Annotated in this window: 14 protein-coding genes; 4 read left to right on the top strand and 10 right to left on the bottom strand. The window is 69.6% G+C overall.

Annotation, left to right across the window (positions count from 1 at the left end; all coding sequences use genetic code 11):
* Window positions 1-39: 39 nt before the first annotated feature.
* From ACWPXK_RS28485 to ACWPXK_RS28470, 4 genes are all read right to left on the bottom strand, one after another.
* Complete coding sequence (locus tag ACWPXK_RS28485) at window positions 40-615, bottom strand: ferredoxin (RefSeq protein ID WP_454199253.1); 576 nt, start codon at window positions 613-615, stop codon at window positions 40-42.
* Window positions 616-754: 139 nt separating this feature from the next.
* Complete coding sequence (locus ACWPXK_RS28480; protein ID WP_454199252.1) at window positions 755-2,587, bottom strand: AMP-dependent synthetase/ligase; 1,833 nt, start codon at window positions 2,585-2,587, stop codon at window positions 755-757.
* A 190-nt stretch (window positions 2,588-2,777) separates the two neighbouring features.
* Window positions 2,778-3,518 (bottom strand): GTP cyclohydrolase II, encoded by a 741-nt coding sequence (locus tag ACWPXK_RS28475; RefSeq protein WP_454199251.1) that lies wholly within the window; start codon window positions 3,516-3,518, stop codon window positions 2,778-2,780.
* Complete coding sequence (locus ACWPXK_RS28470) at window positions 3,515-4,999, bottom strand: PfkB family carbohydrate kinase (protein ID WP_454199250.1); 1,485 nt, start codon at window positions 4,997-4,999, stop codon at window positions 3,515-3,517. The genes ACWPXK_RS28475 and ACWPXK_RS28470 overlap by 4 nt, the downstream gene beginning before the upstream one ends.
* 775 nt (window positions 5,000-5,774) lie before the next feature.
* Between ACWPXK_RS28470 and ACWPXK_RS28465 the strand changes: the two genes are divergently transcribed.
* Complete coding sequence (locus tag ACWPXK_RS28465) at window positions 5,775-6,164, top strand: hypothetical protein (RefSeq protein ID WP_454199249.1); 390 nt, start codon at window positions 5,775-5,777, stop codon at window positions 6,162-6,164.
* A 13-nt stretch (window positions 6,165-6,177) separates the two neighbouring features.
* Here the strand turns inward: ACWPXK_RS28465 and ACWPXK_RS28460 are convergent, their stop codons facing one another.
* From ACWPXK_RS28460 to ACWPXK_RS28450, 3 genes are read right to left on the bottom strand one after another with little or no spacing between them, the layout of a single operon-like run.
* Window positions 6,178-7,254 carry a quinone-dependent dihydroorotate dehydrogenase gene (locus ACWPXK_RS28460; protein ID WP_454199248.1) on the bottom strand — a complete coding sequence of 359 codons (1,077 nt, stop codon included), beginning with the start codon at window positions 7,252-7,254 and terminating at the stop codon, window positions 6,178-6,180.
* Window positions 7,255-7,258: 4 nt separating this feature from the next.
* On the bottom strand, window positions 7,259-7,558 hold the full coding sequence (locus ACWPXK_RS28455) for a DUF5703 family protein (RefSeq protein ID WP_454199247.1): 300 nt from the start codon (window positions 7,556-7,558) through the stop codon (window positions 7,259-7,261).
* Window positions 7,558-8,571 carry a YncE family protein gene (locus ACWPXK_RS28450; RefSeq protein ID WP_454199246.1) on the bottom strand — a complete coding sequence of 338 codons (1,014 nt, stop codon included), beginning with the start codon at window positions 8,569-8,571 and terminating at the stop codon, window positions 7,558-7,560. Before ACWPXK_RS28450 ends, ACWPXK_RS28455 begins: the two co-directional genes overlap by 1 nt.
* Window positions 8,572-8,726: 155 nt before the next feature.
* Between ACWPXK_RS28450 and ACWPXK_RS28445 the strand changes: the two genes are divergently transcribed.
* From ACWPXK_RS28445 to ACWPXK_RS28435, 3 genes are read left to right on the top strand one after another with little or no spacing between them, the layout of a single operon-like run.
* On the top strand, window positions 8,727-9,083 hold the full coding sequence (locus tag ACWPXK_RS28445) for a hypothetical protein (protein ID WP_454199245.1): 357 nt from the start codon (window positions 8,727-8,729) through the stop codon (window positions 9,081-9,083).
* A gap of 6 nt (window positions 9,084-9,089) precedes the next feature.
* Entirely contained in the window at window positions 9,090-9,623 is a 534-nt protein-coding gene (locus ACWPXK_RS28440; protein ID WP_454199244.1) for a hypothetical protein, read from the top strand.
* Between the two features lie 16 nt (window positions 9,624-9,639).
* Complete coding sequence (locus tag ACWPXK_RS28435; protein ID WP_454199243.1) at window positions 9,640-11,733, top strand: MMPL family transporter; 2,094 nt, start codon at window positions 9,640-9,642, stop codon at window positions 11,731-11,733.
* Between the two features lie 24 nt (window positions 11,734-11,757).
* Here the strand turns inward: ACWPXK_RS28435 and ACWPXK_RS28430 are convergent, their stop codons facing one another.
* The 3 genes from ACWPXK_RS28430 to ACWPXK_RS28420 all read right to left on the bottom strand — a co-directional run bounded on the left by ACWPXK_RS28430 (window position 11,758) and on the right by ACWPXK_RS28420 (window position 14,956).
* The gene (locus ACWPXK_RS28430) at window positions 11,758-12,603 is read right to left on the bottom strand and encodes a heme ABC transporter ATP-binding protein (protein WP_454199242.1); all 846 of its coding nucleotides are present in this window, start codon (window positions 12,601-12,603) and stop codon (window positions 11,758-11,760) included.
* Window positions 12,604-12,658: 55 nt separating this feature from the next.
* Window positions 12,659-13,744, bottom strand: coding sequence for a FecCD family ABC transporter permease (locus ACWPXK_RS28425; protein ID WP_454199241.1), 1,086 nt, complete (start codon window positions 13,742-13,744; stop codon window positions 12,659-12,661).
* Window positions 13,745-13,900: 156 nt separating this feature from the next.
* Complete coding sequence (locus tag ACWPXK_RS28420; RefSeq protein WP_454199349.1) at window positions 13,901-14,956, bottom strand: heme/hemin ABC transporter substrate-binding protein; 1,056 nt, start codon at window positions 14,954-14,956, stop codon at window positions 13,901-13,903.
* Between the last annotated feature and the right edge of the window lie 5 nt (window positions 14,957-14,961).

Below are 14,961 nucleotides of genomic sequence, written 5' to 3'. Positions count from 1 at the left end.
GACGGTGTCCATCAGCGCAGCTTCCTCTTCGAGCGGGAGTCAGCTGCTCAGATCCGGCAGCGCCTCATGTGGTTGCGCAGGGCGGCGGTTATCGAGCCAGAACGCGTACTCCCGCAGGTAGGTTTCGAGCCCGGTATCCAGGTAGCTCGAGTAGGCGCGTAACCCCTGTGCGGCTTCACGCTCCTGGTCGCGGTCGTGGGCAGACCATTCGCGTTCGAGAGCGCTGAGCCATTCAGCGAGCTTCGCGCGGTCGGCCCACCAGTCACGGACCAGTTCGAGGGTCCAGTGGTCGTCACCGTCGTAGGCGTAGCCGCAGTAGGGGTCGGACCACGCGGCGGACAACAGCAGTTGCGTTTCATGGGCGTTTCGTGGCTGACGGAACACTACTTCGCTGCCGTTGCCGTCCTCGTAGAGGATGTGGTCCGGGGCGATCAATCTGCCTACCCAGCAGTTATCGGTGTCGGCGCCGTAGAAAGGGCCGGGTACGTTGCGCCAGTCGCGTTCCTGCCACAGACCACGCAGGTAGTCGCCGGGATTGCCCAGAGTACGGTGCTGGGAACCGATCACCGGTAGCTCTGCCGAAGCGACGACCGTCGCCACTGGGTTCCAATACATTTCGTGACCATAGCCTGCCCGCGTCGGGAGGTGACGCGGTAGCACGTCGGCGCGACTCCTCCACCGGCCACCCCGCAGCAGCCTCGACGACTGTGGCCCTGAACGGAATGCCCAGGGCCACAGTGCTTTCCGGTGGAATCTACGTGACGTTGACGACCCGGTCGGAGGGCTCCTTGGCATACAGCGACTCGACCTCGGCCCGGTACTTGGTCGCGATCGGGACGCGCTTGAGCGACATCTTCGGCGTCAGCTCGTCCCCGCCGGGCTCCCAGACGGCACCGAGGATGGTGAACCGCTTGATCTGCTCCACCCGCGACAGCTTGGCGTTGCCCGCCTGCACCGCGGCCAGCACCTCGTCGACGATCTCGCGGCGAGTGGCCAGGGTGGCGATGTCCTCGCCGGTGGCGTCGAGTTCCTTGGCGCGCAGGGCGGCGACGTCGGGGTCGAGCACGATCAGGGCGGCGATGTAGGGCTTGGCGTCGCCGATCGCGACGGCTTGGCCGATCAGCGAGGAGGCGGCCTTGACGGCGTTCTCGATATTGGAGGGCGCGATGTTCTTGCCCGCCTCGTTGATGATCAGTTCCTTCTTGCGGTCCACGATGCGCAGGTAGCCGTCGGCGTCGAGGGTGCCGATATCGCCGGTGTGCAGCCAGCCGTCGGAGTCGATGGCTTCGGCGGTCTTGTCCGGCATGTTGCGGTAGCCGCGGGTGACGATCGGACCGCGGACCAGCACCTCGCCGTCGGCGTCCAGCCGCAGTTCCATGCCGTCCACCGGGCGCCCGACCGAACCGGGCCGCGGCTTGTCCAGTTCGGTGAAGGTGCCCACGCCGGTGGTCTCCGACATGCCCCAGACCTCGCTGACGGTGAAGCCGAGCCCGAGGAAGTACTCCAGGGTCTCCGGCGGAATCGGGGCCGCGCCGGAGGAGGCGACCCGCAGCTGATCCAACCCGAGCGCGTGCCGCAGCTTGGACAACACGAGGGCTTCGGCGATCGCGTGCTGCACGCTCAGCAGGGGGCCGCGACCCTTTCCGGCCAGATCCGCACGCGCGGCCGCGATTCCGGTGCTGATCGCCCAGTTGGCCAGCGCCTTCTTCACCGGGCTCGGTTCGGCGGCGAGCCTGCCCTCGACGCCCGCCTTGATCTTCTGCCACACCCGCGGCACGCCGAAGAAGATGGTCGGGCGCGCGTCGGGCAGGGCCGCGGCGACCTCACGCGGGTCGGGCACGGTGGTGATCTGGATGCCGGTGAGCAGGTTGATCGCGTGGCCGGAGATCCGGTCGGCGACGTGCGCGGCGGGCAGGTAGGACACGGCGCGATCGTCCAAGCCGACCTGGAGCGGGCCGTTGACCAGCGCGATGATCTGGGCGAGCACGTTGCGGTGGGTGATCTCCACGCCCTTGGACGGGCCCGTGGTGCCGGAGGTGTAGATCAGGGTGGCCAGGTCGTCGGCTTGGACGGCCTGCCACGCGGCGTCGAAATCGAACTCGGCGGCGGGTGCTGCCTCGACCTGTTCGAGGGTGATGGTGCCTTCGGCAGGGCCGTCGACCATGATGATGTGCTCGATCGGCACACCCGCGGCGGTGATGCGGTCGAGGAAAACCTGTTCGGTGACCACGACTTTGTTGCCCGCGTTGGTGAACAGGTGGGTGATCTGCTCGGGGGAGCTGGTGTTGTAGATCGAGAACGGGGTGGCGCCCAGGTGCAGTGCAGCGGTGTCGACCAGGTTGAACTCGGGGCGGTTGGTGAGCATGATGCCGACGGTGTCGCCGTGGCGCACGCCGAGGCCGGCCAGGCCCGCCGCGATGGAGCGCACCCGTTCGGCGTAGTCACGCCAGGTGTATTGCTGGGTGCCGCCCACCTTGCGCAAGGCGATCTGGTCGGGGCGTAGTCGCGCGGTCTCCTGGAATGCCGCGGGCACGGTGTAGACCGTTTTGCCCGATTGGTGTGCGTATCCGATGTCTGTTGTCGTCATATCCCTGTTCCCGCTATCTCTGGCATGGACCGAACCGCGGTGTTCACCGACGCCCGGTCCGAGACTCGAATAGTGACAGAATGTGGTGAACAACCTGTCAGTCTCTCGCGAGTCGGCGCGCCACATGTGGCGCGGCTCACTCATGGTAGTTGAGACACGAGTATTGTGGTGGCTCTTACACCGAGAACCTCTATGCGCCGATCAGATCCGCCGCCGAGGCGGACCCGGGGCGGGGACGGGCGGTTTCGCCGGGCGTGATGAGGACCGGATCCACCGCCAATGGCTCGTCGGTCCGATCGGCGCCGGAGGGCTCCTCGACCGCCCACGGCACGGAATCGGTCGGGATCCAGTGCTTGCGCCTGGTGCGCTTGGCTTCGAGGTACTCGCGAGCCCGCTCACTGAGCGCCCGCGTCCGCAACGGCACCGCGGTGACCCGCAGACCTCCCTGCCGCAGCGCGTCGACCTTGGCGGGGTTGTTGGTGAGCAGTTGCACCGAGCGTAATCCCAGCTCGGCCAGGGCACGGGCGGTCGCGGAGTAGGTGCGGGCGTCGGCGGGATAACCGAGGTTCTCGTAGCTGGTGAAGGTGTCGGCGCCGGAGCGCTCGCTTTCGCGATACCCCATGGCCTTGGCGATCAGCCCCGCGCCACGCCCTTCCTGCTCCAGATAGACCAGCACCCCTGCGCCCGCGGCCTGGATGAGATCCAGCGCCTTGTCCAGTTCCGGCCCGCAGTCGCAGTCCTGCGACCGCAGCGCCTCGCCGTACAGGCACCGCGAATGCACCCGCACCAGGCATCCATCGGTGAGCCCACCGAACAGCAGCAGGTGTCCCCGCTCGTCGTCCCCGTTCAGCTCCACCACGCGAACACGCAGATCATGCCCCTTGCGACGGAACCGGTGCTCGGTGTCGGCAAGGTCCACAATTCGGGTCAATGCTCCTCCGAAGCGAGTCTGAAAATCCGTTCGATCTCACTCACCAGTGGCATTGCTCCCGGGACGTCCCCGACCGATTGCGTCGCCACCATCGCGGCGGTCGCCCAGACGTAGTCCTTGCGTGCGGCGGGGCGGCGCGTCGAGACGAGACGATATACCAGCGCCGCGGAGAAGGCAGCGTGAGCGCCGACCGAGTCGTCCAGGGCGGTCGGGAAGGGCTGAAACCGGTCGCTGAGCTGGTCCGACCACACCGCGCACCGGAAATCCTTGATCGCGCACACCGCGCGCACACCCAGCGCGCGCAACAACGTGGCGGTCTTTTCTCCGGAGGCTGTGGCACCGTCGGGCACCATGGCGAGTGCCTCGAGGTCCTTGTCGCCGCCGACCAGATAGTCCACCACGCCGAGGTGGTGGTACAGGTACTGCGGGCGATCCAGCGGCGGCGCCGGATGCACGACCACCAGCGGCCGGGACCGCAGCCCGCGCAGATCCGCCATGATCTGCTCGATCACCCCGGTGGGTTGTTCGAAGGTCAGCAGTACCGCATCCGAGGTGGCGATCGCGGAGCGAATCGCGTCGCTGCGTAAATCCTGAGCGCTCAACCGGATTCGCTCGTCTTTGCAGCCGATCGTGCTCGCCGCGCCGGTGCCCGCGACGATCACCGCGGTCACCGGCGTCGGCGCGTAGGGCACCACTTTGACCAGTTCGGTGTCGACCCGCTCGCTGCGCAGGTATTCCAGGATGCGGCCGCCTGCGTCGTCGTCACCGACCGCCGAGATCAGCCGCACCCGCAAACCCAGCCGCGCGGCGGCGACCGCGCGGGTGAGTCCCTTGCCACCGGGATGCTCCGCATAGCCGCCGCGAGTGGTGCCGCCCGGGCCGGGGATCCGATCGACGAGGTACATGTGGTCGATGACCGCGTCGCCGACCACGGTCACCACGCCGCAGGTTCTCGACGAATCCGATTCGTCCGCAGCGTTTTTCGAGGCGGTCGCACCGGTGTCGACGACGTGCGCTCCGTCGAACACCGAGGCCGTGGCCAGCTGCGCGGCCAGTGCGGTGAACGCTCTGCGCTCGGGCGCGCCGCGCAGTGAGCGCACCGTCGGTGCGACGGGAATCGGTTGCGCCCCAACGGCTTCGTGCAGCACTCGCCAGCGATCCGCAAGGTATTCGCGCCGCTCGCCCAGGTCCGAAGCGTAGAGCCGCTCGGGATCTACAGCGGCAGGCGGACTTTCGCGCAGCAGGCCCAACGACAGTTCCGCGTCGACGATGAGCCGGTCGGTGGGCTCCAAGCGCCCGGCCACATCGCGCACCAGCGGCAGCACCGCTTCTTCCCGGTCGATGCCCGCACGCCGCGCGTACTGGCGCACGGCCAGCAGATCCAGCAGCGGCAGGACGTCGATTTCGGTGCTACGCAACCGATCCGAGCTCAGGCCGGACCGTTTGCACAACCGGGTGAGGATATTGCGAACGGCAACCATTCCCGAATCCTGCGGGACCATGGGCGACCCTCCTCGATCGGCGCGACACCGACGCTGTCGGGCGCACATAGGCCACGCAAATCGGGTTTAACCAGCGGGCAAATTGTCAATTACCAAATTACAACGGCAATTGCGCTCGGGGAACGGCAAATGCCACACTGGATGTGGCGATCCCCATCGCTCCACCAGGCACGGGAGGGCTGGTGATGAGAATGATTCACCGCATACGGCAACTTCGGCGACGACGGCACCGCCGCTCCGCCGGACCGGATACCGAGCTGGTGCCGAAGTCGGTGGTGGACTAAACGAGCCGCCGGACATCCCCGCAATACCGCATCCTGGTCATCGCCTGCCACGCGTCAGCGCGAAGGCATTCCCCCAACGGCCGCGCCCCGGACATCGGCCGCGCCCCGCACGGGGCTGGGCTCACCGACGCGCGACACCATCTCCTCGGGCACGACCGGCCTGGCGATACCCGCCGCCGATCACAGCCCCATCAACCACGGCGCACCGAAATGGGTGAGCATGCCACGACCCGGCCGGTATGCCGGTTCACCCGACCGGCGCACCCGAAGCCCCGCACCGCCGGGCGTCCCCCCGGGCCGCCCGGCCCGGCACACGGACCCGTCGGCCGCACCACGCCGACACCCGCAGAAATCACGGTGCAGCGCATCCACCGCGCTGTACCAGCGGATGCACGACTGGAGGCATTCGTGATCATCGAACTCAGCACCCTGGAGCCGGCCTCACTCCACCTGTTGCACCGGAGACAGCGATGACCATTCACGCCACCGAATGGACGATGACCAGCGACATAACCCCGGAAGCCGCCTACCGGGACACCGACACCACCGATGACTGGCGCCTGAGCTGGCTGCCGGACCGGCAGCTGACCCGCGCCCAGGCGCTGGCGGGCATGCGCTTGGACGAACTACTCAGCGACCCGCAGATGGTGCACGACCGGATGACCCAGGCCCGCGTCGACGTCTACGCCGACGAGCTGGGCATCCTGCGCGAACACGCGGTGATCCTGCTGGCCAAGCGGATGGCGGCGCGGCTGGAGAAGGAGTTGCGACCGAAAGGGGACCCGACGCCACCGGGGCACGGCCCCCACAGCCGCCGATCGCTCACCCATACGATCGAACCCCCGTTCGTCCACGGCTGACCCGCGCTGGAGCTCAGGCGTGCGCTGTATGCTCCGCGCCGACGGCTTCGCCGATGCTGCCGTAGCCGCCGGCGCGCAACCGCTGCGCCAGACCGCGATGGATCCTGCGCATCCAGAACGGGCCACCGTAGATGAAGCCGGTGTAGCCCTGCAGCAGCGTCGCGCCGGCGAGGATGCGTTCCCACGCCTGGTCGACCGTTTCGATACCGCCGACCGAGATCAGCACCAGCCGGTCACCGACCCGCCGGTACAACCGGCGCAGCACCTCCAGCGAGCGATCCGCGACCGGCGGGCCCGACAGACCGCCCGCGCCCATGGCGGCGACCTCGTCCCGATCGGTGCGCAGACCGTCGCGGCGAATGGTGGTGTTGGTGGCCACGATACCCGCCAGCCCCAGCTCGACGGCCAGGTCGGCGACCGCGTCGATGTCCTCGTCGGACAGGTCCGGAGCGATCTTCACCAGCACCGGCACCCGCACGCTGTCCAGCACCGCCCGCAACAGCGGACGCAGCGATTCGACCGCCTGCAGATCCCGCAGGCCGGGGGTATTGGGGGAGCTGACGTTGACCACGACGAAATCAGCCAGCGGGCCGAGCAGGGCGGCGCTGGTGGCGTAGTCGGCGGCGGCGGCGTCCGGTTCGACGACCTTCGTCTTGCCGATATTCGCCCCGATCGGCACTGCGCCGCGCCGGGTGCGCAGCCGTTCGGCGGCAGCGGCGGCGCCATGGTTGTTGAAACCCATCCGGTTGATCAGGGCCCGGTCGGCGGGCAGCCGGAACAGTCGCGGTGCGGGATTGCCGGGCTGCGGCTGGGCGGTGACGGTGCCGATCTCGGCGAAGCCGAACCCGAGCGGGGCCCAGGCGTCGACACCGTCGGCGTTCTTGTCGAATCCGGCGGCCAACCCCAGCGGCGCGGGGAATTCGACCCCGAACGCGGTGGTGCGCAGAATCGGGTCGTTGGTGACGAGAATCTTGCTCATCGCCCAGCGCACGGGGGAGCACCAGGCGGCCAATCGCATGACAGCGAAGACGAGGTGGTGGATGCGTTCCGGCGCGACCAGGAACATCAGTCGGAGTAGCAGGGCGTACATCGGCTCACATTCCGGGTTCGGGCTGGGGTAGTAGTGCGGATTTTCGCCGCCGCAGCAGGACCCGCCTGCTGCCGTCGGTGTAGGCCCGCACCCGCGAGAGCTCCCAGCCACCGAACTCGGCCTGGATCGCCAGCCGCATGGACGCGGTCACCCGCGTGACATCCGGCGGCAGGCGCAGCGGCACGTACTCGTAGTCGTCGCTGGTGGTCTCCCAGCCCGCGGGCAGCGCGTGCCCGCGCCGCCGGTGTGCTATCGGATCAGGGGATGTCGCGGAATCGTCACCCGCGCGCGGTGTCCGAGCCATCAGTGCCCTCTCTTCCGATCGTCCGCACCGATCCGTTGCAGACCGTCGCCGGTCGCGGATCCCACGAACAAGTCCCCGGTGTGTTGCTCGATGGTCACCGAGTTCGGTTGCCGGACGGTGGCGTAGCGTCCCACTTCCTTCGGTATACCTGTCGACAGGTCGAACCCGACGACCTCGTTGCGCTGCGTACACGTCACCCACACGGTGTCGGACCGCTGATCGTAGGCAACTGCGTAAGGCGAAGATCCTACCGGGAAACGCTGACGCAGCACGAGCGGTCCCGCAGTGTAGACCAGCAGTTCGCCACCGGCGGTGTCGGTGACCACGAACCGGCCGCGCGGGTCACCGATCATCTGCGTGGCGCCGTCGCCGGCCCGCAACGCCAATCCGAGCCGGTCGCGACCCAGGTCGACCTCGAAGATCGCGGTTTGGTGGCGGTCGAGCACAGTCAGCTTGCCGTCGGCCTCGGCGAGTTCGTCGGCCGCCAGCAGCCCGGACACCGTCCCGGTCACCGCACCGCCGGGCGCCACCTCCAGCACCCGGCCGTCGCCGGTACCGACCAGCAGCCCACCGTCCGGGCGCGGAAGCACCGACAGCACGTCGCCGTCGACGGCGACCTCGCCGATCGTGCCGCCGGCCAGATCCACCCGCAGCACCCGCCCCGGCGCGGTCGCCAGCATTTCACCGGGCCTGCCCGGGGTGAGCCCGCTCGCGCGATCCGGCAGCGTCACGGTGCGCACCAAGGGCCGGGCGGCGTCGGGGTCGATGATCGTGAGGGCGGTGCCGTCGAGCACGGCCAGCAGCCCGGTGCCGGGATCGGATTCCAGCGCGGCGACCGGGCCGGCGGGCAGCACCCGGCCCGCAGGCGGCGTGGTCACCGCGGGCGCGACCGCCGCGGTGGCCGGATCCCTGCTCGGCAGGTCCGCGCCGCCGGTCCGAGAAGAGCATCCGGCCAGCAGCACCAGCACCGCCACACCCGCGAGTGCCGAGAGGATCGAGCCGCGAGGGCGCATGCACCGAGCTCCTAACTACCGACGAATCTTCCGCAACCTCACCATCTGACCATGATGACGCACTGAACCGACCGACCGGGGTGTCGGCTCGAGCACGATGTCGGTCATCGGAGTTACGGTGGAGTCCACACGCTGTCCGATGCAGGGAGATCCGGTTGAAAGCCGACCATCCGTCGGGGTTTGCCGTCGATGACATCACTGTCGGTCCGTACGCGCACGGGTTCGGCACCACCGCCGACGGTCACCCCTTCGCGTTCCGGACCGTCCGCGCGACCCTCACACTGGAGATCTACCGCCACGACCCCAACAGCGCCGTACCCGGCCCGGAAGACGTGCTCGCGGTCGCCGAAGCCACCGTCACCGACATCGACCTCGACGACGAGCGCAGTGTCATCGCCCTGGTGCGGGATATGATCCCCGACGCCGCGACGATCGACGCCACCACCGACCGGGACGTCACGACCGTGCGGGCCCTGCTGGGACGGATCAGCTCCGTCATCGACGGTATGTAGGACGTGATGACCCACACACGACTCGCCCGGACCGCGCTCGCCGCGGCGTGCCTGCTGCTGGCGGCACCGCTCGCCGGCTGCGACAGCGGCCCGGACGACGCCGCCGTCGCGGCCGCCCGCTCGTCGGCGAACGCGTCGCTGTCGTCCTCGGTCGCCGCCTCCTCCAGCGCCGCGCACCCGCCCTTGCCGACGGCCGCCGAACTGGACGCCCAGATCAAACGCGCGCTGGACCCGGCCCTGCCCGACAGCGAACGCACCGCCCTCATCGAGGACGGTGACGCCTTCCGCCAGGCCATCCCCGACATGTACCGGGCGTTGCAGGACAATCCGCGCGCCGTCTACGGCGTGACCGACCCGGTGTTCGACAACCACGACGGCACCCTGACCGCCACCATGCGGCTGGACAAGGACGGCACCGGCACCGCCGTGCGCACCACGGTGGTGCATTTCGTGCTGATCGACGGCAAGTGGCGGATCTCGCGGACCGACCTGTGCGGCATCCTGCGTTCGGCCGACTACCGCACCCCGGCCTGCGGCTGAGGCGGGCCCCGACTCGATGCGCACGCCGGGATCGCTGCGGTGGGGACGGTTCGTCCACCGCAACCGCTTCCTCGTGCTCGCCGCCTTCCTCCTGTTCGTGCTGGTGTCGGGCTGGTACGGCCGTGACCTGTCCGGCCGGTTGACCCAGGAGGGCTGGTTCGACGAGAGCAGCGAATCGGTCGCCGCCGCCGAACTGGCCGACCGCACCTTCGGCCGCGACACCGACAGCGACCTGATCCTGCTCTACACCGCCCCCACCGGCACCACCGTCGACGACCCCGCCGTCCGCGGCCCGGTCACCGCCCAGCTCGCCGCTCTGCTGGCCACCTACCCCGATCGCATCCTGAAGATCGACAGTTATTGGGACAGCCCGTTTTCCGCCCAAGCCACCGACCCCACCCGCACCCACGCGTTCGCCAGCGTCGGATTACGCGGCTCCGGCACCACCACCGTCGAGAATTTCGCGGCCATCAAAGACCATCTCGGCGCCGGACGCGCCGGCGGCGGCCCGGGCGGCACGACAGTGCAGCTGGCCGGGTTGCAGCCGATCGTCGAAGGCATCAACACCGGCATGCAGCGCGACATCAGACGCGCCGAAATGATCGCCCTGCCGATCGTGGCGATCGGACTGTATTTCGTGTTCGGCGGCGTGATCGGAGCGCTGCTGCCGGTGCTGATCGGCGGCATGACGATCCTGGGCACCCAGGGCGGGCTGCGTCTGCTGACCGACCACATCGACGTCAACGTCTTCGCCAGCGCCGTCATGACCCTGGTGAGCCTGGGGCTGGCGATCGACTACGGATTGTTCACCGTCACCCGGTTCCGGGAAGAACTCGCCGCGGGCCGCGACGTGGAAGAAGCCACCGCCCGCACCGTCGCGACCGCCGGACGCACGGTGCTGTTCTCGGCGGCCATCATCGCGATCAGCCTCGGCGCGCTGTTCATCTTCCCGAACGGGGTCCTGCGCTCGGTGCCGCTCGGCGGCATCAGCTCGGTGCTGCTCGCGGCACTGCTGTCGGTGACCGCGCTGCCCGCGGCATTGAGCATCATCGGGCACCGCATCGACTTCCTGGGCTGGAAACGCTTCTCCCGCAGCAAAACCGAAGCGCAGATCGACACCGGATTCTTCTCCCGGCTGGCCGTGTGGGCGATGCGCCGGCCGCTGGCGGTGGCCGTACCGATCGTGCTCGCATTGCTCGCCCTCAGTATCCCGCTGCGGCACATCGAGTTCGGCGGACTCAGCGAACGGTATCTGGCCGAGGACAGTCCGGCGCGGGTGGCGCAGGAACGTTTCGACGAGTTGTTTCCCAGCTTCCGCACCGAACCGCTGAAACTCGTCGTGGTCGGCGCCGACCCGCGGCAACTCGGCGACATCCGCTACGCCGCCAATCAGATCCCCGGCTTGACCGGGCGCTTCGAACCCGCGGCGGCGACCAAGGACGGCATCAACGTGCTCGCCGCCGGGCTGGCCGACAAACGCGACGCCGACCGGGTGATCGCCGCGTTGCGCGCGATCCCCGAGCCGCCCGGGGCGCGGGTGATGGTCGCCGGAGTGCCCGCACTCGAGCGCGACAGCATCAACGGTCTGCTCGACGGCCTGCCGCTGCTGCTGGCGATCCTGGTGGCGGCGGCGCTGGCACTGCTGTACGCCGCGTTCGGTTCGATCGTGCTCGCGGTGAAGGCCGTCGCGATGAGCGCGCTCAGCCTCATCTCCACCCTCGGCGTGCTGACCTGGGTGTTCGTCGAAGGCCACGGCGCGGGCCTGTTCCACTTCACACCGGGGCCATTGATGTTCGCGGTGCTGGCGTTGATCGTGACGGTGGTGTTCGGACTGTCCACCGACTACGAGGTCTTCCTGCTGTCGCGGATATCGGAGGCGCGCGCCGCGGGCGCAGACGCGCCGGAGGCGATCCGCTACGGCATCGCCCACACCGGCGGAGTGATCACCTCCGCCGCCGCCATCCTCATCGTGGTCACCGGCGCGTTCGGGTTCTCCGATCTGGTGCTGATGAAATACATCGCCTACGGCATGATCGCGGCGCTGATCCTGGACGCCACCGTGATCCGCATGCTGCTGACACCCGCGGTCCTGAAACTGATCTGGCGGTAGGGCCGCGGCAGCCGATCCGAGCGGTCAGCGACGCACCGGCAGCACCAGTTGAGCACCCGTCACGGGGTGGTCGAGAACCTCCACCGGGTGCTGGTAGACGCGAGTGAGCAGGTCGGTGGTGAGCACCTCGCGGGGCGGGCCGTCGGCGGCGATGCGGCCGGATTCGATCACCGCGACGCGGTCGGCGTAGGCGGCGGCGATCCCGAGGTCGTGCAGGACCACCACCACGGCCGCACCCGCCGCGGCGCGATCGGTGGCCAATCGCAGCACGGCTTCCTGATGACCGAGATCCAGCGCCGCGGTCGGCTCGTCCAACAGCAGCGTCGCGGTGTCCTGGGCCAGCACGCGGGCCAGCGCGACCCGGGCGCGTTCACCGCCCGACAGCGTCGGAAACGACCGGGCGGCAAGGTGTTCCACGTCGGTGGCGGCCATCGCGGCGGCGATCTGCTCGTCGTCGAGTTCGCGACGCTCGGTGCGCACCCAGGGCGCGCGGCCCATCGCGACCACTTCTCGTGCGGTGAACGGGAAGCCGACGGTGTGGGTCTGCGGCAGCACCGCGCGCCGCCGCGCCATGTCCAGCGTCGTCCAGTGTGTCAACGGCTGCCCGTCGAGTTCCACGACGCCTTCGCTGAGCGCCAACTCCCCGGCCAGCGCGGCCAACAGCGTCGACTTACCCGCGCCATTGGGCCCGACGAGTGCGACGACCTGCCCCGCGACGGCTTCGAAGTCGATCCCGTCGAGCACCCGCCGCGGCTGCCCGCCGCCGCCACGCCGATCCACGCTCACGGCCGCCGCGCGTACCGTGACCGCCCCCGGCTTCGGCGCCTCCGGCAGCTCATGTGGCCGCACCAACACCGACCGCACCCTCACCGATCTCCTCCTGATCCCCGTACAGCCATGTGCCGTTCGGCGAAGCCGGCCGGGATCATGCCCAGCCTCCCGAGCGGGCTCGGGTGCGCCGCAGCAGCCAGAAGAAGACAGGGCCGCCGATGAGGGAGGTGAGCATGCCCAGTGGCAGGTCGGCGTTGTCGACCAGGGAGCGGGCGCAGACATCGGCGGCCAGCAGCACCACCGCGCCGACGATGGTGCTGAGCGGGATCAGGACGCGGTGGGCGGGGCCGACCAGCATGCGGACCAGGTGCGGGACGATGAGCCCGACGAACAGGATGATGCCGGTGAACGCGACACCGGCGGTGGCCAGGACCGCGACGACAACGATCACATTGCGGCGCAGCCGCTCCACGTCGACACCGAGATGACGGGCGGCGGACTCACCGAGGGCCAGCAGATCCAGCCGCGGCGCCAGCAGCACCGCCGCGGCCACGCCCACCGCGGCCAGCGGCGCCACCACGCCCACGGATTCCCAGCTCGCACCGTTGAGCGACCCCAGCTGCCAGAACACGATCTGATCGCGGGCGGCCGGAGACGCCACGAACAGCAGCAGCGCGATCACCCCGCCCGCGAAGGCGTTGATCGCGACACCGGTGAGCACCAGCGTGACGACCTCGGTACGCCCGTTCGCGCGCGCCAGCACATACACCAGCAGCGTGGTCGCCAACCCGGCGACAAACGCGGCCGCCGCCACCGACCACGCCGCCACGAAGGCACCACCCACCACGATCACCGTGCCCGCGCCGACCGCGGCACCCGCCGACACCCCGATCACACCGGGCTCGGCCAGCGGATTGGCGAACACTCCCTGCAACAACGCACCCGCTGTCGCCAGCGCCGCACCGACCAGCATCGCCAGCACCACCCGCGGGAACCGCACCTGCCACAATGTCACCTCGCCGGAGGGATGCGCGGGCATCGGACCGAGGTCCAGCCCGATCCGGTGCAGCACGCTGCCCGCCACCTCGGCCGGGGTGGTCGGCACCTGCCCGATCGCCGCCGACACGACCGCCAGCGCGACCAGCCCGGCCACCGCGACCGCGAATACGACCAGCACCTGCGAGCGGCGCCGTGACTTCGGCGCGGGGGAAACCGGTCGCGCCGCTGTCATAGCGCTCATGCCTGCGCCTCGCTGGCGCTCGGCTCCGCCATGACCGCATCGGCGGCTGTGTTGATGGTTCGCTCGCTTCGCTCGCTCATGCCTGCGCCTCGCTGGCGCTCGGCTCCGCCATGACCGCATCGGCGGCTGTGTTGATGGTTCGCTCGCTTCGCTCGCTCATGCGTGCCCGGTGCCGTACACGGCCTCGCTCAGTGCCGCGATCACCCGGCCGGTGTTGGGCCCGAAACTCAGCAGCACCGCATCGGACATGTCCACCACCCGCCGGTCCCGCCCGGCCGGGGTCTGCGCGATGCCGGGCACCTTCTGCAGTCCCTCGACCCCGCCGACGGACTTCAGCCCGTCCGACATCACCAGCAGCACATCCGGCGCCGTACCGATCATCGCCTCGCTGGTGATCGCGGTGAACGGCTCTTTCAGCCCGGCCACCGTGCCCGCGTCCCGCGCGCCCAGCGCCGCGATCAACGCGTCCGCGCCCGAACCCGGCCCGGCGAGCATCGTGATGGCCGTGGAACGCAGATACAGGAACGCGATGGTCAGCGGCGGGTCCTGGGCGGGTACGGCGGCGCTGGCGGCGGCGATCTCGTCGCGGGTGCGCTGCGCCAGCGCCTGTCCGCGCTCGGGCACGCCCAGCGCGCCCGCGACCGCCTCGATCTGCGGCACCACCCCGTCCATCGTGCGCTGTGGGTCGAAGTAGACGACCGTCACACCGGCCGCGCGCAACTGCTCCCGCACCGCGGGCGCGGCACTGGTGGTGTCGGTCAGGAACACCGAAGGCCGCAGCGCCAGCACCGATTCCACGTTCAGCGACCCATTGCCGCCTGCCACGTTCGGCACGTCCCGCACCGCGGGAAACGCCGCGGAGGTACTGCGCCCCACCAGCTTCGGCCCCAACCCGAGCGCGTAGACGATCTGGGCGAGGGTGCCGTAGCGGTCCACGGCGATGATGCGGCTCGCGTCGGTGACGGTGACGTCGCCGCCGTCGAACGAGCGCACCGTCACCGGCAGCGTCGGCGTCGGCTCCGGCCCGATCGGCACCGGGTCCAGATCGGCGAGGGTCGCCGTCGCCGGCCCGTGCCCACCGTGCGAAGCCGCGCCGTCGGCGCCACACGCTGCCGACCCGGCCAGCAGGATCGCCGCGAGCAGGGCCAAGACGGCACGCCAACCCACTCGGACTCGGTACCCCCGCCCACCCGCGGTCACCGTAGTGCTCATGCCCC

It is taken from the genome of Nocardia sp. Marseille-Q1738 (genome assembly GCF_965283145.1).
The sequence above is the reverse complement of the archived record's forward strand: the minus strand, read 5'-3'. Positions and strand labels throughout refer to the sequence as shown.